At 51.2% G+C, this 15,185-nt stretch carries 17 protein-coding genes; 7 read left to right on the forward strand and 10 right to left on the reverse strand.

The features are described 5' to 3' along the window. Window positions 1–9 precede the first annotated feature (9 nt). Window positions 10–471, forward strand: a complete 462-nt coding sequence (locus C1752_RS01290; protein WP_110984234.1) for a glutathione peroxidase — start codon at window positions 10–12, stop codon at window positions 469–471. Window positions 472–646: 175 nt separating this feature from the next. After that, window positions 647–1,279, forward strand: a complete 633-nt coding sequence (locus tag C1752_RS01295; RefSeq protein ID WP_110984235.1) for an RraA family protein — start codon at window positions 647–649, stop codon at window positions 1,277–1,279. Here C1752_RS01295 and C1752_RS01300 read toward each other — a convergent pair. Both C1752_RS01300 and C1752_RS01305 read right to left on the reverse strand, forming a co-directional pair. Continuing rightward, window positions 1,276–2,139, reverse strand: coding sequence for a universal stress protein (locus tag C1752_RS01300; RefSeq protein WP_110984236.1), 864 nt, complete (start codon window positions 2,137–2,139; stop codon window positions 1,276–1,278). The two genes, C1752_RS01295 and C1752_RS01300, sit on opposite strands and share 4 nt — an antisense overlap. 21 nt (window positions 2,140–2,160) lie before the next feature. Then, complete coding sequence (locus tag C1752_RS01305) at window positions 2,161–3,642, reverse strand: SulP family inorganic anion transporter (protein ID WP_110984237.1); 1,482 nt, start codon at window positions 3,640–3,642, stop codon at window positions 2,161–2,163. A gap of 511 nt (window positions 3,643–4,153) precedes the next feature. Here C1752_RS01305 and C1752_RS30435 point away from each other — a divergent pair. Beyond that, window positions 4,154–4,573, forward strand: a complete 420-nt coding sequence (locus tag C1752_RS30435; protein WP_353962720.1) for a zinc-ribbon domain containing protein — start codon at window positions 4,154–4,156, stop codon at window positions 4,571–4,573. A 209-nt stretch (window positions 4,574–4,782) separates the two neighbouring features. On the opposite strand, the gene C1752_RS01315 is transcribed toward C1752_RS30435, so the two are convergent. Then, a complete protein-coding gene (locus C1752_RS01315) occupies window positions 4,783–5,385 on the reverse strand; it encodes a M23 family metallopeptidase (protein ID WP_110984239.1) in 603 nt (200 codons plus the stop codon). A 399-nt stretch (window positions 5,386–5,784) separates the two neighbouring features. Beyond that, window positions 5,785–7,470 (reverse strand): dihydroxy-acid dehydratase, encoded by a 1,686-nt coding sequence (gene ilvD, locus C1752_RS01320; protein ID WP_110984240.1) that lies wholly within the window; start codon window positions 7,468–7,470, stop codon window positions 5,785–5,787. A 112-nt stretch (window positions 7,471–7,582) separates the two neighbouring features. Here ilvD and lepB (C1752_RS01325) point away from each other — a divergent pair, with 112 nt between their 5' ends. Beyond that, the gene (gene lepB / locus C1752_RS01325) at window positions 7,583–8,206 is read left to right on the forward strand and encodes a signal peptidase I (RefSeq protein WP_110984241.1); all 624 of its coding nucleotides are present in this window, start codon (window positions 7,583–7,585) and stop codon (window positions 8,204–8,206) included. A gap of 140 nt (window positions 8,207–8,346) precedes the next feature. Then, a complete protein-coding gene (gene lepB / locus C1752_RS01330) occupies window positions 8,347–9,006 on the forward strand; it encodes a signal peptidase I (RefSeq protein ID WP_110984242.1) in 660 nt (219 codons plus the stop codon). Window positions 9,007–9,080: 74 nt separating this feature from the next. Here lepB (C1752_RS01330) and C1752_RS01335 read toward each other — a convergent pair whose 3' ends face one another. Further along, a complete protein-coding gene (locus tag C1752_RS01335; protein WP_199464244.1) occupies window positions 9,081–9,617 on the reverse strand; it encodes a GNAT family N-acetyltransferase in 537 nt (178 codons plus the stop codon). A gap of 98 nt (window positions 9,618–9,715) precedes the next feature. On the opposite strand from C1752_RS01335, the gene C1752_RS01340 reads away from it, so the two are divergent. Beyond that, entirely contained in the window at window positions 9,716–10,135 is a 420-nt protein-coding gene (locus tag C1752_RS01340) for a heavy metal-responsive transcriptional regulator (RefSeq protein ID WP_110984243.1), read from the forward strand. A gap of 35 nt (window positions 10,136–10,170) precedes the next feature. On the opposite strand, the gene C1752_RS01345 is transcribed toward C1752_RS01340, so the two are convergent. The 3 genes from C1752_RS01345 to dtd all read right to left on the reverse strand — a co-directional run bounded on the left by C1752_RS01345 (window position 10,171) and on the right by dtd (window position 12,409). After that, a complete protein-coding gene (locus C1752_RS01345; RefSeq protein ID WP_110984244.1) occupies window positions 10,171–10,719 on the reverse strand; it encodes a peroxiredoxin in 549 nt (182 codons plus the stop codon). Window positions 10,720–10,839: 120 nt separating this feature from the next. Next, window positions 10,840–11,838 carry a glucokinase gene (locus tag C1752_RS01350; RefSeq protein WP_110984245.1) on the reverse strand — a complete coding sequence of 333 codons (999 nt, stop codon included), beginning with the start codon at window positions 11,836–11,838 and terminating at the stop codon, window positions 10,840–10,842. A 121-nt stretch (window positions 11,839–11,959) separates the two neighbouring features. Further along, the gene (gene dtd, locus C1752_RS01355) at window positions 11,960–12,409 is read right to left on the reverse strand and encodes a D-aminoacyl-tRNA deacylase (protein WP_110984246.1); all 450 of its coding nucleotides are present in this window, start codon (window positions 12,407–12,409) and stop codon (window positions 11,960–11,962) included. Window positions 12,410–12,483: 74 nt separating this feature from the next. Between dtd and C1752_RS01360 the strand changes: the two genes are divergently transcribed. Further along, on the forward strand, window positions 12,484–14,082 hold the full coding sequence (locus C1752_RS01360) for an Hsp70 family protein (RefSeq protein ID WP_110984247.1): 1,599 nt from the start codon (window positions 12,484–12,486) through the stop codon (window positions 14,080–14,082). 89 nt (window positions 14,083–14,171) lie between these two features. Here C1752_RS01360 and C1752_RS01365 read toward each other — a convergent pair whose 3' ends face one another. Together C1752_RS01365 and C1752_RS01370 are read right to left on the reverse strand one after the other, a co-directional pair. Next, complete coding sequence (locus tag C1752_RS01365) at window positions 14,172–14,381, reverse strand: type II toxin-antitoxin system HicA family toxin (protein WP_110984248.1); 210 nt, start codon at window positions 14,379–14,381, stop codon at window positions 14,172–14,174. Beyond that, entirely contained in the window at window positions 14,378–14,581 is a 204-nt protein-coding gene (locus C1752_RS01370; protein WP_110984249.1) for a type II toxin-antitoxin system HicB family antitoxin, read from the reverse strand. Before C1752_RS01370 ends, C1752_RS01365 begins: the two co-directional genes overlap by 4 nt. Window positions 14,582–15,185: the final 604 nt, after the last annotated feature.

Below are 15,185 nucleotides of genomic sequence, written 5' to 3' on the forward strand. Positions count from 1 at the left end.
GATGAATCAATGCCCCTACCCACGAACCTCACAACCCTTGAAGGCCAGTCTCTTTCCCCCGCAACGTTAGAGAACAAAGTCATTCTCTTCGTCAACGTGGCCAGTCAGTGCGGCCTCACCCCTCAATACAAAGGCTTAGTCGAGCTGAACAACGAATATTCTGATCGGGGCCTTGTGATTATTGGAGTGCCCTGCAACCAGTTCGGTCAGCAAGAACCCGGCAGTCCCGAAGAGATTAAAGAGTTTGCAGAAAAAAAATACGACGTTAACTTTCCTCTACTAGAAAAGCAGGACGTTAACGGCGCAAACCGCAGTCCCCTCTATCAATTTTTAGTGGGCGACGGCCCCGACATTGGTTGGAACTTCGGCAAGTTCTTAATCGACCGCAGTGGAGCCGTCGCCGAACGCTTTGAACCCCAAACCGCACCGGATGATGCAGACCTGCGAGCCGCCATCGAAAAGGCTCTGTGATCACAAACTAAGCGCAGAGAAATGGGGATGAGCAGTGCCGGGAGCATCTAACTGTTGCACTTGGCCTTCATCCCCCAAGCGAGATAACAGCACTCAAAGTCCCTCGCCCAATTCTGGGCGAGGGCTTTAAGGTGAGGGCCGTGCAATACATTAGCTAAAGTGGGATGCTCCCTCAATGTCTGACTACACATCATTTCGAGATCTATCCCCCACGGCCTATGCCGATGCCCTCGGTCGTGAGCAGTTTATGGATATCGGAATTCGAGAACTTTGGCCCCGAATCCCGAGAATTGCTGGACCCGCCTATACGGTGTACTGCCCTCCCGGCGACAACTTGATGCTCCATGCAACCATTTACCGAGCTGAACCCGGTGCCATCATCGTGGTCGAAGCCGGAGACGTTAACTATGCGATGTCCGGCGGCAATGTTTGCGCCATTGCCCAGAAACGAGGTATCGCTGGCTTTGTCGTTGACGGCGTGGTGCGCGATCTCGCTGAAGTTCGGGACTGCGGCTTCCCAGTCTTTGCCAGGGGCGTCATTCCTATTCCAGGACGCAAGCAAACCTTAGGCACGCTCAAGCAAACAATCCAATGCGGAGGCGTTCAGGTTGAATGCGGCGATATTGTGGTGGCCGACGAAGAAGGGATTGTTGTCATTCCACAAGCCCAACAGGCATCGGCCCTACAAATTGCCAAGGCTCGCACCGATAAGGAGGCGTCTCAATCGCTAGAGGATTGGGAAACCGCCCATCGAGCTAAGGTAGAGCGCCTACTTTCAGGGCTGGGATATACAGAAACAGATGTCTAATGCCGAAATAACAGCACTGGAATATCGCTCTCGCGCAGCAGGTAAGCCGTTGTGCTGCCGATAATCAAACTGCGGATTCGGCTATGGCCGTAGGCTCCCATAATCAGCAGGTCCATTTGCTGCTGCTCGATGTAGCTCATAATTTCCTGTTCGGGGTGGCCCACTAAGATACGAGCGATGGGCGTAAAGCTACCGGAACGCGCTTGGGCTTCTGCTTCCTGCAGGTGGGCCTTGGCTTGCGGGTCGTCAGCCTGTTTAGCCGCAATCACGATGTGAAGTTCAAGGTCGTTAAACGCTGAAGAATTCACCAAAAACTGAAGTGCGTTTTGGCAGCTCTGACCGCCATCGTAGGCTAAGACAAGGCGGCGAATCGGCCGATAGTTTTGCGGCGTCACCAGGCAGGGCGTATTGATCGAGCGAATCACCCGCTCTATCTTCGACCCCAGATGCTCTGAATTGAAGCCGGCTCCCTCACCCCGTTGACCTAAAATCAGCAGGTCTGAGTGTTGTTCGCACTCGTGCAGGCTATCGACAAAGTAGCCGGTTTGATGGGTCAGGGTAACCTCAGGAATTCCTAGCTCCGCCAGTGATGCCTCGGCATTTTCGAGAATGAGCTGTGATTTCTGTTGCTTAATTTTGGAGCGCTCGTACTCTAATTCAACAAACTTGTTGAGTAGCTCCTGGGAAGCATTAATACCAATCGCGCCGCTCAGGTTTTGATTTGCCATTTTTTGCGATCTCACATCGCTGACGTTCAGCACTTCAATCTCGGCCTCTAGACGAGGGGCAAACCAAGCCGCATAGCGATAGGAACTATCTGAGAACTCTGACCCATCGGTACAGAGCAAAATATGCTTCATAACGGTTCTAATCCTTTACCTTTAATGGCTAGCGAGCTTGTCCATCGCACCGGGTTTATCATGCTCAGCCAGATCTTTTAGCAGGGTTTGACTGGCTTCATTGAGGCCCACTAAGTTCACGTCTATACCGTTACGGCGAAACTTAAGCACCACCTTATCAACCGCCGCCACAGCGGACTGATCCCATAGATGAGCGTGGGTGAGATCGATCTTGACGGACGCTAGATCCTCTTCAAAATTGAAGGCAGCGAAAAACTCATCCACTGAAACAAAAAAGATTTGACCCGCAACGTTATAGATACGGTGCTCTCCATCCGCCGTCAGCACTGGATCGACAAACACCAGTTGGGCAATCTTACGGGAGAAAAAGATCGTGCTGAGGGCAACGCCCGTCACGACGCCAATTGCTAAATTATGGGTCCAGATAGTGATCACCACGGTTGTCACCATGACGACGGTCTCACTACGGGGGACGCGCTTGATATTCTTGATCGATCCCCAGTTAAAGGTACCGATGGACACCATAATCATCACGGCCACCAAAGAGGCCATCGGAATCTGCTGCACCCACGGCCCCAGAACCACAATCAAAAACAGCAGAAAGACACCAGCCCAAAAGGTTGATAGGCGCTGACGCCCCCCCGACTGGATGTTAATTACCGACTGTCCAATCATGGCGCAGCCCGCCATGCCGCCGAAGAAACCCGCGACAATATTGGCGATCCCTTGTCCCTTCGCTTCTCGGTTCTTATCGCTGGGGGTATCGGTTAGCTCATCTAGCAAAGACGCCGTGAGCAGAGATTCCAGCAGCCCGACAACAGCTAGCGGCAGGGCATAGCTGAATAGAATCTGCAGCGTCTCGAAGGTGAGCGGAATCTGAGGCAGAGCAAACAGCGGCAGCGTTGTGGGCAACTCACCCTTATCGCCAACAATGGGAACATCTAGCCCCATGGCAATAGAGACGGCAGTTAGAGAAACAATGGCAACCAAAGGAGAGGGAAGGATCGTTGTCAGACGCGGTAGCAGGTAGATAATTGCAAGTGCGATCGCAACCATCCCGTAGGCAATGAGCGGCACATTGGTTAGCTCGGGAATCTGCGCCATAAAGATCAAAATGGCGAGGGCATTCACGAATCCGATCATCACGGCTCGCGGAATATACTTCATCTGCCGTCCCAGCTTCAGCAGACCAAAGATAATTTGCAGCACCCCGGTCAAAATTGTCGTCGCCAGCAGGTATTCCAGGCCATGCTCTTTAACCAGATCAACCATCAGCAGCGCCATGGCTCCCGTTGCCGCCGAGATTAAGCCAGGACGTCCGCCAACGAAGGCGCTCACCACCGCAATACAAAAAGAGGCATAGAGGCCAACTTTAGGATCAACCCCGGCAATAATGGAGAATGCGATCGCTTCAGGAATCAACGCTAAAGCCACCACCGTTCCAGCCAGAATATCGGCCTTTGTATTAGAGAACCACTCTCGCTGCCAGGTCACAGTACTCAAGATTAGGATGGGGTTACAGGACCATTGGACTATACGCGATCTCTCTGACCCTCCACAAGGCAAAGGAACTTGGCTGCACACAAAAAAGAGCAGGGTGCAGAATATCTGATTTTGCGTGAAAGCAGCTATATCTTTGTCTCTTTGAAATGGAGAACAGGGGTTAAGAATAGCCGTTGACACTATAGTTTCAGCTGGATATTCACACCTGTTCGAGAACTATCGGTCAAGTAAAGAGATTATTGAAGAAGTAGTAGAAGATCTGAGGATGCTTATAGAGTCAAAAGATCTGATTTGAAAGGACTTTTACCAATAACTTACAAACTTCTGCTACTTATAGGCCGCGGTCTAGCCACGCAATGCAAAGGAAGCTCGCATCAAGAGCTATAGGGGCATATTCCCATTTTGTCTCGTGCCCTTAATAGTTGAAACGTCATCGTCTCAAGAGGTACGCATGGACTATTTCGGTAAAGCCAATTCGCAAAACATGCCCCAGTATTTCTTTTGGGACCATATGCATCTTGATCATAGTTCTGCCGTGCGGGCAGATGTGTCGAGGCAGAATTACTCGGTTTGTCCACGATATTGGTATGTCGATGCGACTTCCAAATGTTCGCGCTGTAAGAAGATGTTTTGCTTCACTATCGCCGATCAAAAACGATGGTACGAGGAGCTTGGGTTCTACGTTGACTCATATGCAAAGAATTGTCGTGCATGTAGGAACGACGAACGCAAGCAGAAGTCATTACGACAAGCATACGATCGTGACATCGAAGCAACTCTTTGCTCTAACGACATTGTGGCAAAAAAATGCTTGGCTGATGTCATTGATGAACTGTGTTCATACAATTCTGCTCTACCTGCAAAGCTTCATGAAAATCGCAGGCTCCTAAACAAGCAAATCTTGCGGCTTACTCAACAGGTAGATAAATAAAAAGACATTGAACCGGAGTCACAAACCCAGCAGAATCCACAATAAAGATGACACGTAACCCTGGTTGGCCTATGCAACTAACCCGGCCTTCTATTCAAGCTCGATGAGCATACACATAGAGCTACAGAGGATCGCAGCTTAGTTGGAGACGCATCCAATTTTAGAGCTACTGCTGGGCAGGTCTTTTAGGAGCTATGACTGTCTTCTTACTATTGAGAGAAGATCCGATTGCCGCTTTGGGCTGTATGCATAGCTCTTAGAACAACCGCCGGATCGACAAATTTACCTTTGTACTTCAAGGTCCAATGGAGATGCGCACCAGTGGTGCGGCCTGTTAGACCCACGCGTCCTAGTCTCTGACCAGCCTTAATCGTTTGTCCTTCTCGAATTTCTACACCACTGCCGCGATCAATGATGCGCCGCCCACCGCTGGCTGTCGCAAAGCCCTGTAAATGACAGTAAACGTGAGTCCAGTCTCCAGACTGAATCCAAACGGCGGTACCGCAGGCTCCAACGCTAGTCACTTTCTTCACGCGGCCAGACCACCAGCTCCGAATGTAGCTTCCCTTAGGTGCAGCAAAATCTAGGCCGCTGTGGAATTCACGCGAGTAGCCTCCAGTGGCAGACCGACGATACCCAAAAGCGGAAGAATATCTCTGAAAATTTTCGACGGGGAAGGAACCATTGCGCCAGATGGTTTGACTGCTAGCAGCAATCTGATTAGGTTCTCGTTGAGCAATGCCAGCATTAGGAGCAAGTCCCAGCGCCAGTATACTCGCCCCAATCATTGACAAACAGCGGTTTCGTTTCACAACAGCATTCCTCAACACACACAAGAAAAGTAATTAAAACCCCGAGCCGAACCCCGTTCGCAAAGGAGGTGCACCAGACAAAAACCTGGATTCCCTTATAGCGCTATCAGAGGGGACTGTCAATAGGGGTGAATATCCTTTACGTAAATAAAAATCCAGGCATTCACGCAATGGAATAACCCATCAATGCTCTACGCAGGCATGTTCATTCTTGGACCGCAATCATGACCAAAAAGTTCTCGCTCTGCATAAATTTGAGTAAGCTACGCTGCTCAGTATAGACAGAAGGCAGAGAGATGCGATCATCCCGAGGTGGTCGCCACAGATGCGACCACAAATCGACCTTCAGCTCGCCTAACGAATTCAGAGGGCATCATAAAATTTTGATTGGCGATTCTGCTATCCCAGGCCGAGATCGGTGACGGCCCCAAGACTACTGGACGACACCAGCTTGGCGTACTTCGCCAGCATCCCTCGGGTGTAGCGAGGCAGAGGCGGCGTCCAGGCCGCGCGGCGCGCGGCTAGCTCGGCTTCAGATAGATTTAAATCTAGCTTCCGCTCTTGAGCATCAATGGTGATGGAGTCGCCTTCATGCACCAGCGCAATGGTGCCGCCCACCGCCGCTTCAGGGGCCACATGCCCCACCACACGACCATAGGAACCGCCAGAGAAGCGGCCATCGGTAATTAAGCCCACGGAGTCTCCGAGGCCCGCACCAATGATGGCAGAGGTGGGAGCCAGCATTTCACGCATCCCCGGCCCGCCTTTGGGGCCTTCGTAGCGAATCACAATCACGTCACCGGCTTGAATCTTGCCGTCTAGAATGGCGTCAAGACAGGATTCTTCTGATTCAAAGACCCGCGCTGGCCCGGTGATCTTGGGCATCTTGACGCCTGTGATTTTAGCCACTGCCCCTTCGGTCGCCAAATTCCCTTTAAGAATGGCGAGATGCCCTTGAGCATACAGAGGCTGATCCCAGGTGCGGATCACGTCTTGGTCGGGGGAGGGCGTTTCAGGAATGTCGGCTAAGACCTCGGCAACAGTTTGCCCTGTGATGGTGAGGGCGTCGCCGTGCAGCAGCCCGTGGGCCAGCAGCATTTTCATGACCTGTGGGATGCCGCCTGCTTTATGTAAATCCGTTGCTACATAGCGTCCTGAGGGCTTCAGGTCGCAAATGACGGGAACTTTGGCGCGGATGGTTTCAAAGTCGTCCAGCGTTAAGGGAACGCCAGCAGTGCTTGCGATCGCAAGTAAGTGCAGTACAGCATTTGTAGAGCCGCCGATGGCCATAATGGTTGCGATCGCATTTTCAAACGCTTCCCGAGTCAAAATTTGGCGGGGTAGAATTTGCTTTTTAATTGCCTCCACCAAAACAGCGCTAGATTTCTCAGCGCTATCGGCCTTTTCCGCATCCTCTGCTGCCATTGTCGAGGAATACATCAGGCTCATGCCCATCGCCTCAAAAGCTGAAGACATCGTATTGGCCGTGAACATGCCGCCGCAGGAACCCGCTCCAGGACAGGCATTTTTCTCCACCGCCATCAGTTCGGCATCGTCAATGCGACCGGCGCTGTGTTCACCCACCGCCTCAAAGGCACTCACCACCGTCAGGTCTTTGCCATCGAGATGTCCAGGCTTGATGGTGCCGCCGTATACAAAGATGGCCGGAATGTTCATACGTGCGATCGCAATCATTGCCCCTGGCATATTCTTATCGCATCCGCCAATTGCCAGCACGCCATCCATACTTTGGCCCATACAGGCCGTTTCAATCGAGTCTGCAATCACGTCCCGAGAGACCAAAGAATACTTCATCCCCTCGGTACCCATCGAAATCCCATCGCTAATGGTGATGGTGCCGAACATCTGCGGCATAGAGCCTGCTGTTTTCAGGCCCGACTCTGCCCTTTGAGCGAGCTGATTCAGCCCCATATTGCAGGGCGTAATCGTGCTGTAGCCGTTAGCTAGCCCCACAATTGGCTTCTTAAAATCTTGGTCGCCGAACCCTGTGGCTCTCAACATGGCCCGGTTAGGTGCGCGCTGCACGCCCTGAGTGACAGCTTGACTGCGGCGGTTGTCAGACATTTGAATGGGATTCCTATGAAAGCAATGGAACCTAGCATTGGCTAGGCTCGTCACTGATCGTACTCCGTTTCGGGGTTACTTACATCTCCTATCGGCGTGTCGTATTTCACCTATGGCTCAGCAACCTCAGCGTCCCCCTTTAAGTTCAGCCACTCCAGAGACAGCCATCGATGAATCCTGGTGGCTAGATCTTTTCAAGACCATTGCCTTGAGCCTTTTTCTTGCCTTCGGCATTCGCACCTTTGTCGCTGAAGCACGCTACGTTCCCACGGGGTCTATGAAGCCGACCATCGCCATCAACGATCGCCTCATTGTTGATAAAGTCACCTTTCGGCTGCGTCAGCCCGTCCGCGGAGACATTATTGTTTTCAAGCCCACTGCGGCGCTGCGTGAGCAAGGCTATAGCGACACCTTTGTGAAACGCATCGTTGGCCTCCCCGGAGATCGAATCGAGATTAAAGAAGGGGCCGTATTCATTAACGGCACCCAGCTACAGGAAGGCTATGTCGCGAACGGTGACCAAACTTTCACGGATCTCTGTCACAGTGGCAAGACAATTCCGGCAACCGCCTTCTTAGATCAGCCTCGCGCCATTCCGGCCAACAGCTACCTTGTCTTAGGAGACAACCGGCACAACAGCCACGATGGTCGCTGCTGGGGCCTGGTTTCGAGCCAGGAATTAGTCGGACGGGCCATGCTCCGATACTGGCCGCTCAATCGATTTTCCTCTCTCTAAAATTGCCTGCACTTCATGTCTTTTATCCCAGCACGAACGTCCACTGAAGCGAGTCAGCACCTTCTCCTCAGCCTCGGGGATTGTGCTATAAATCAACTTACTGGGAAACCTAGTTCAATAGATGGTATTAAACAGTATTAATGTCTAAAAATAGTCACCAGCAGCCGAATTCCTCCAAAACGCAAGAAATAAACGACACAGAGGAGTCTTGGTGGCTAGAAGCGATTAAAACCATCGGTTTAAGCCTATTTTTGGCCTTTGGCATTCGCACCTTTGTTGCAGAGGCTCGTTATATTCCCTCCGGTTCGATGGAGCCGACATTGCAAATCAACGATCGCCTGATTATTGATAAAGTGAGCTACGATTTCCGTAAGCCAGTACGCGGCGATATTGTGGTTTTCAACCCCACCCAAGCCCTGAAAGACCAAGGATTTGATGATGCCTTTATCAAGCGCATTGTTGGGGTTGCTGGCGATAAGATTGAGATCCAAGACGGGACCGTGCTGCTCAACGGTCAGCCCTTGAAAGAACTCTACGTTGCCAACGGCGATGACACCCTCGTCGATACCTGCGGTGGCGGTCCGAGTGGCTCCGCTCCTGCCTTTCTGCAAAACCCCCAAACCATTCCAGAGAACAGCTACTTGGTTCTGGGAGACAACCGCCACAATAGCTATGATGGCCGCTGTTGGGGAGTTGTTGCTGATGATGAGTTAGTGGGACGGGCTGTCTTTCGCTTTTGGCCCCTCCATCGCCTAGGCACCATTCCTGAGCCAAAGGTCTCAGAGCCAGGTGAGAGCTGACGCTTTACCCATCGCTTACTCGTCTTGGCTTGCCTATTACTAGATTCGTGCTTTTGTGCAGGCCAAGCACGAATTTATAGATCACGGAACGCTTCGTGATATTGGATGATGCCATGAACGTCACTGAGGCAGCTAGGGCTTAGCGCCAAGATCATAAAAGCATCATCAGGCACTTCGTAGCTGGAATGAATGTCGAAGAGACTCGCGGGCACAAAGCCAAATCTCGGGTAGTAGCTGGGATACCCCAATACAACAATCGCATCGTATTCAAGCCTGCGGCAGGCGGTAATGCCTGCTTTGATAAGTTGAGAGCCGATACCTTGGCGTTGTGCTGCAGGCAGAACGGCCATCGGAGCCAATCCCATGAGCTTTCGTTTAGAACACTCTCCGACCAAATCTACTGGGGTCAACAGAAGATGCCCGATAACGGTGCTGCCCCGCTCTGCCACAAAGGAGAGGTAGGGAGAAGCACTCTTTCTGAGGGCATTGACGAGATTGGCCTCAGCTTCTGTTTCAAAGGTCTGCTGGTTCACAGACCAGATCGCATCAACATCTGATATCCGTTCTGGGCGAATAATTGTTTCTTCACCGGGGCTTCTTTTCTGGCTCACTGACAACCTCTTGCTTGTCGTCGCTCTCTAGGCTGCGGTCAATCGCTCTCCCAATTCACCAGCTATGGTGTAAGACACCTACTCCTGCAACTTGAGTTATGACTTCTGAGAATATCACTCTGCTTCGAATCGGCGAGCTGCACAGGGTCAGTCAAGTCCCCATCAAAACTATTCGCTACTACGAAGCGCTGGGACTCATTCAGGCAGATCAGCGAACTGAGGGCGGGTTTCGCCTCTTTTACCCTGAGGTCGCCGACCGGCTCGCCTTCATCAAACGAACCCAAAGCCTCGGGTTCAGTCTCGAAGAGATCGGGCATATTCTAAACATTCATGATCAAGGAGAGCTGCCCTGTGCAGAAGTTCGACAGCAGCTGCAGATAAAGATTACTGAGATCGATCAGCGCATTGCCCAACTCCAAACTTTGCGGACAGAGCTGATATCTTTAACCTCTGAATCCCCTAGTCTGGAAGAAATCTCAGACGATGTTATTTGTCCGATACTGCAGTCTCCAGGGTAAGTTTTCCAGACATTAGCTACGGGAAACTCTAGCCTCTAACTGGTGGCCTGCAGCTCATCTAAGCGCGCTAATATCTCTTTGCTATGCACCGAGGGTCTGACCTTCACGTAGGTTTCACGCAAGGTACCCTCTGGATCAACGATAAAGGAGTGGCGCATGGAGAAAAAGTTCATCCATGACCCGTAAGCTTTACTGGCAGAGCCCTCTTCGTCAGCTAATAGAGGAAACTTCAGCCCTTCAGAATCACAAAACTCTGCATGGCTATCAACCGAGTCAACGCTAATGCCGATGATCTGTGCGTTTTTATCTTGGTATTTCGGTAAGTCCTGCTGGAAGCGCTGGGCTTCAATTGTGCAGCCAGAGGTAAAGTCTTTGGGATAGAAATAGACGACCACCCATTGCCCTAAATAATCGGACAATGAAACCTCTCCGTCACCGCTATTGGTCGGCAGCGTAAACTCAGGAGCAGGCTGATTCACAGGCGGCAACTCTCCACCCATCGCTAAAACAGGTGCCGTCAGTCCTGACCCCATCAGTAAACCCAACGATAGCAAGAGAGTAAAAAAAGAACGAAGTGGCTTCATAGCAGTAGAGCAGTTGTGTACACAGACTATGTTACATAGCTTTACACATTGTGGACGGGTTCATTTTGCTTGGCGGCCTACACAACTTGTCTGTCACTGTGGCAATAGGGCGGGAGAAGCTCACGCCGTCTTCATTAATCGCTCTGCAAACAGAGCGGCCCCCATGAGACCTACTTTCGGATTCAGAATGACGGAAACGCGGATTGTTTTAAGCAGCTTTTCCATCCGGCCTTTGTCTAAAAAGCTGTCAAGGAAAAGCCCGTCCTGTAGCTTTGGCAAAAGTTTAGGCGCGACCCCCCCAGCAATGTAAAGTCCACCGAAAGGCAAGCTCTTAAGGGCGAGGTTACCGGCTTCGGCGCCATAGGCTGAAACGAAGATTTCTACGGCCTTAGTACAGAGAGGATCGGAATTTTTCAAACCATATTGTCCCACCACCGCAGTGGGGTCTTGGGATTCCATTGCGATTTTGACGGCGGCTGATTCTGGGGCGAAATGAGTATCTCTTAAGTACTCATAAATGGCATAGATACCTTGGCCGGAGACCACGCGTTCGACGGAAATACGTCCGTGTTTCCCTTGGAGATACTGCAGCAAGCCGATCTCTAACTCATTGCGAGCAGGAAAGTCAGTGTGGCCACCTTCAATGGCGAGCACCTGATAGTTTTCCTGTTGCCAAACGAGTAGAGCCTCTCCCAGCCCCGTGCCTGCACCAAGGACTGCGATATTGGACTGTGCTTGGATGGGCTGATCTTGAAGCGTCTTTAGATCGTCGTCTTTGAGCGCTAAAATGCCGTATCCGATCGCGGCAAAGTCGTTCATCAGATGGATGCGGGGAATCTCCAGTGCTTTTTCCATCTGGCGACCATTAAGCTGCCAAGAAAGGTTGGTCAGCTGGCAGGTGTCGTTGAGAACTGGACCTGCGATCGCAAGACAAGCGACCTGAGGTCTTTCTCCATCCACGGTGGCTAAAAACGTCTCAATCATCGGGTTGAGATGGTCAAAGTCAGCGCTGGGGTAGGTCGATTCGGCAAGGGTTTGGGTCGTGTCGCCTTCGACCTGATTGAGGCGCAGGATCGTTTTAGTACCCCCAATATCACCTGCTAAAAGTCGTATCGCCATTATTCTTTGTCGCACCTCATCCTGACTTAAAGGGATTTTGCCTGCTCTTTGGCAATATTCACCCCGGTCAATCGTAACGCTCTAACTTTAAGAATGACGCCAGAAGAGGCTGAGATTTTACTTAATCGGGTGCCTCGCGCTCAAGGATCAGCGTCACTGGGCCATCGTTTTCAATCTGGACATTCATCATCGCTCCAAACTGACCCGTTTCGATTTTCAAGCCACTTTGGTTCAGCTTGGCGATAAATTGATCGTATCGCTGCTGCGCCAGCGCTCCTGGTGCTGCGCGATCAAAGGAAGGACGCCGACCTTTGCGACAGTCGCCGTAGAGCGTAAATTGGCTAATCACGAGCAGCTCACCTTCAATATCCTGCACAGAGTGAGAGAGCTTGCCGCCTTCGTCTGGAAAGACTCTCAGTTCAAGACATTTGCGAGCCATCCAGTCGAGTTCTGTTTCTGTATCGCTGGGGGCAATGCCCACTAAAAGAGTTAAGCCTTGACTGATCTGACCGATCACCGCTCCGGCCACTGCCACGCTGGAAGATTTCACTCGCTGGAGGACAATACGCATTTTAAGATGATTTCAGAGCCACAGTTCAATCAGAAGGATACTATGGGCTTTGTCCACTCCGTTACTTCACTTTCATGAGCTACGCGATTGATTTTGGCACCAGTAACACCGTAATTACCCGCTGGAATCCGGCCACGGAAAAGCCGGAGGTGGTTAGCCTCAGGGGCATCAGTCATCGAGTGGCCCAGAATCCCGACCTGATTCCCAGTTTGGTCTATGTTGAACAGGCCGCACAGGAACAGGTTTTGATTGGGCAGCAGGTTTGCGATCGCGGTCTCGATATCCAGGCTGATCCGCGCTTCTTTCGCACCTTTAAGCGGGGGATTGGCTCTGATATCCAGGGTTTCTTGCCGGAGCTAGACGGCCAAACCGTCAGCTTTGAGCAAGTGGGCCGCTGGTTTTTAGTCAACTTAATGCAGCAGCTCAAGACAAACAATCCTGATGCCGGTGACTCTTTGGTGCTGACAGTCCCGGTGGATAGCTTTGAGACCTACCGGCACTGGTTAGGGGGCGTTTGCCAAGATTTGGGCGTCGAGCAGGTGCGAATGCTGGATGAACCTACTGCTGCGGCGTTGGGCTATGGCAAGGCCGATCAAGAAACGCTCTTGGTGGTGGATTTTGGCGGGGGAACGCTGGATCTATCATTGGTGCAGCTTGGCACTGAGAGTCAATCAAAGACCCAGCCGCTAGGCTTTATTCTCAAGTGGGGCGAGAAAAATTTAGCGGAAACTTCAAACCAGCGTCCGAAGACAGCGCGGGTATTAGCGAAGGCGGGACAGAATTTAGGCGGCACCGATCTTGACAATTGGCTGATGGATCACTTTGCAAAGAGTCAGCAGCTACCCGTCACGCCTCTAACCCAAAGGCTAGCGGAACGTCTCAAAATTCAGCTTTCACTCCAGCCCAAAGCCACGGAGGTTTATTTCAATGAAGAGACCTTTGATAGCTACGAGCTGACCTTAGACCGTTCGCAATTTGAAGAAATCCTCAGGGAACATCAGTTTTTTGACCGACTTGATACCAGTATGGAGCAGGTTTTGCAGCAGGCCCGCCGTCAGGGTCTCACGGTCGAGGATATTGATGCGGTGCTGCTCGTGGGCGGCACGAGTTTGATCCCAGCGGTGCAGACCTGGGTAAAGCAATATTTTGATGAGGGCAAGATTTGCAGCAGTCGGCCCTTTGATGCGATCGCAACCGGCGCACTGCAGGTCACACAAGGGCTAGAGGTCAAAGACTTCCTCTACCACAGCTACGGCATCCGCTACTGGGACCGGCAAAACAACTGCCATAACTGGCATCCGATCATTCCGGCGGGCTTACCGTACCCCATGAATGAGCCGATTGAGATCTCGCTTGGGGCTTCAATGGAAGTACAGCCCAGCATTGAGCTGATTATTGGGGAGCTGGGCGATGCAATGGGCGGCACGGAGGTCTATTTCGATGGCGACCGTTTGGTCACCCGACAGCTTTCTGAGCAGCAGCAGGTGCAGACGCTTAATGATCGGGAGGGGGCAAGAAGCATTGCGGAGCTTAAGCCGCCGGGGTATCCGGGTTGCGATCGCATCAAAGTCTCCTTCCTGGTTGATGAGCAACGGTCACTGCGGCTCAGCGTCGAAGATCTATTAACCCAAGACACTCTAATGGAGAATCAAGTCGTCGCTCAATTGAGCTAAAGCAATCGCCATCGCAAAACAGATATACAGCGTATTTCATTATTCTTGCGTACAGTAGCAGTAGTGAGGTTTTGCTGCATTTCTTTGAATCAGGCTAAATCATCCTCAGATAGCTGAGCAATTTTCATCAATGCCTTCAGAGTGCCAGTTTTGAGATCTTGGTTACGGTGAACAGGAATCGACAGAATCTTCTCTACGTCAAGGTTCTCATAGATGTGATGGCTACCCGTCACTTTGCGCAACAACCATCCTCTCTGTTCTACGATCTTGCACAACCGCTTGCCAGAGATAGACTTTATACAGCGATTTCAACAATTTGGTCTGTGGGTTCAACTGCATCATGACTGTTGGCAACGCTGAGCCAGCCTTCAATCGCGTCCGCAAGGTTAGCTTTTACTTCTTCCATTGAGTCCCCTTCCGTTATGCAGCCAGAGAGAGCGGGTACCTCTGCCCAATAGCCTCCTTCTTCTGCGGGATGAATGATGGCTTTGATTTTCATATGCTGGCTTAGCCGTTTATTGAGAACATATTGGCAATGAAATTTACCCACGTTGCTGTGATTTCGATTGGTCAAGTACTTATTAAGGCTTTGTAGGCTTGACTTCGAGTATAGCCAATCGTCTTTATCGATATCTTTAGTGAAGTGTCGTAACTCTTGCAGGCAAGATGATGAACAGTCTCAGGCAAGGCATTAAAGCGTTCCCAAAACTGAGGTGTGGTTCGAGGCACTTACAGATCCTGTCGTGTGTTCCCTAGGCCTTGGCTGCCATGGCCTCTTCCAATAAAAAATCTAGCTTACCGCTAGCGATATCAGCTTCAAGTTGCCGATCCCAGCATATCCAATCTTTCTGGGCAAACCACTCTCTGATTCGAACAAAGTCTTCCTGAGAAAGCGCCTCGGTTTCAGCTTTGATCTGTTCTACCTGTGTTATGAGGGAGGGTTGCTTTAAGTGTAGAGGAGCTTTTGTATTTTAGCAGGAGCACCAGATCGCAAGGCAGTCTACTCCAATGAAGTATTGTACGTGCCACTGATTAAGTCCTCAGAGGTAATTGCCTAAAAGAGAGAAGCCAGTTGTCAGTGTTCACAGGAGAACAGCGGAAGG

This window comes from Acaryochloris thomasi RCC1774, from assembly GCF_003231495.1.
In the GTDB taxonomy this organism is placed as follows: domain Bacteria; phylum Cyanobacteriota; class Cyanobacteriia; order Thermosynechococcales; family Thermosynechococcaceae; genus RCC1774.

Excerpts from the sequence above, each read along its gene's own strand:
- lepB (WP_110984242.1), top strand. The coding sequence starts at position 8,347 with ATGTCTAAAAATAGTCACCAGCAGCCGAATTCCTCCAAAACGCAAGAA.
- C1752_RS01350 (WP_110984245.1), bottom strand. The coding sequence starts at position 11,838 with ATGGCGATACGACTTTTAGCAGGTGATATTGGGGGTACTAAAACGATC.
- dtd (WP_110984246.1), bottom strand. The coding sequence starts at position 12,409 with ATGCGTATTGTCCTCCAGCGAGTGAAATCTTCCAGCGTGGCAGTGGCC.
- ilvD (WP_110984240.1), bottom strand. The coding sequence starts at position 7,470 with ATGTCTGACAACCGCCGCAGTCAAGCTGTCACTCAGGGCGTGCAGCGC.
- C1752_RS01370 (WP_110984249.1), bottom strand. The coding sequence starts at position 14,581 with ATGAAAATCAAAGCCATCATTCATCCCGCAGAAGAAGGAGGCTATTGG.
- C1752_RS01345 (WP_110984244.1), bottom strand. The coding sequence starts at position 10,719 with ATGAAGCCACTTCGTTCTTTTTTTACTCTCTTGCTATCGTTGGGTTTA.
- C1752_RS30435 (WP_353962720.1), top strand. The coding sequence starts at position 4,154 with ATGCATCTTGATCATAGTTCTGCCGTGCGGGCAGATGTGTCGAGGCAG.
- lepB (WP_110984241.1), top strand. The coding sequence starts at position 7,583 with ATGGCTCAGCAACCTCAGCGTCCCCCTTTAAGTTCAGCCACTCCAGAG.
- C1752_RS01360 (WP_110984247.1), top strand. The coding sequence starts at position 12,484 with ATGAGCTACGCGATTGATTTTGGCACCAGTAACACCGTAATTACCCGC.
- C1752_RS01340 (WP_110984243.1), top strand. The coding sequence starts at position 9,716 with ATGACTTCTGAGAATATCACTCTGCTTCGAATCGGCGAGCTGCACAGG.
- C1752_RS01300 (WP_110984236.1), bottom strand. The coding sequence starts at position 2,139 with ATGAAGCATATTTTGCTCTGTACCGATGGGTCAGAGTTCTCAGATAGT.
- C1752_RS01290 (WP_110984234.1), top strand. The coding sequence starts at position 10 with ATGCCCCTACCCACGAACCTCACAACCCTTGAAGGCCAGTCTCTTTCC.
- C1752_RS01295 (WP_110984235.1), top strand. The coding sequence starts at position 647 with ATGTCTGACTACACATCATTTCGAGATCTATCCCCCACGGCCTATGCC.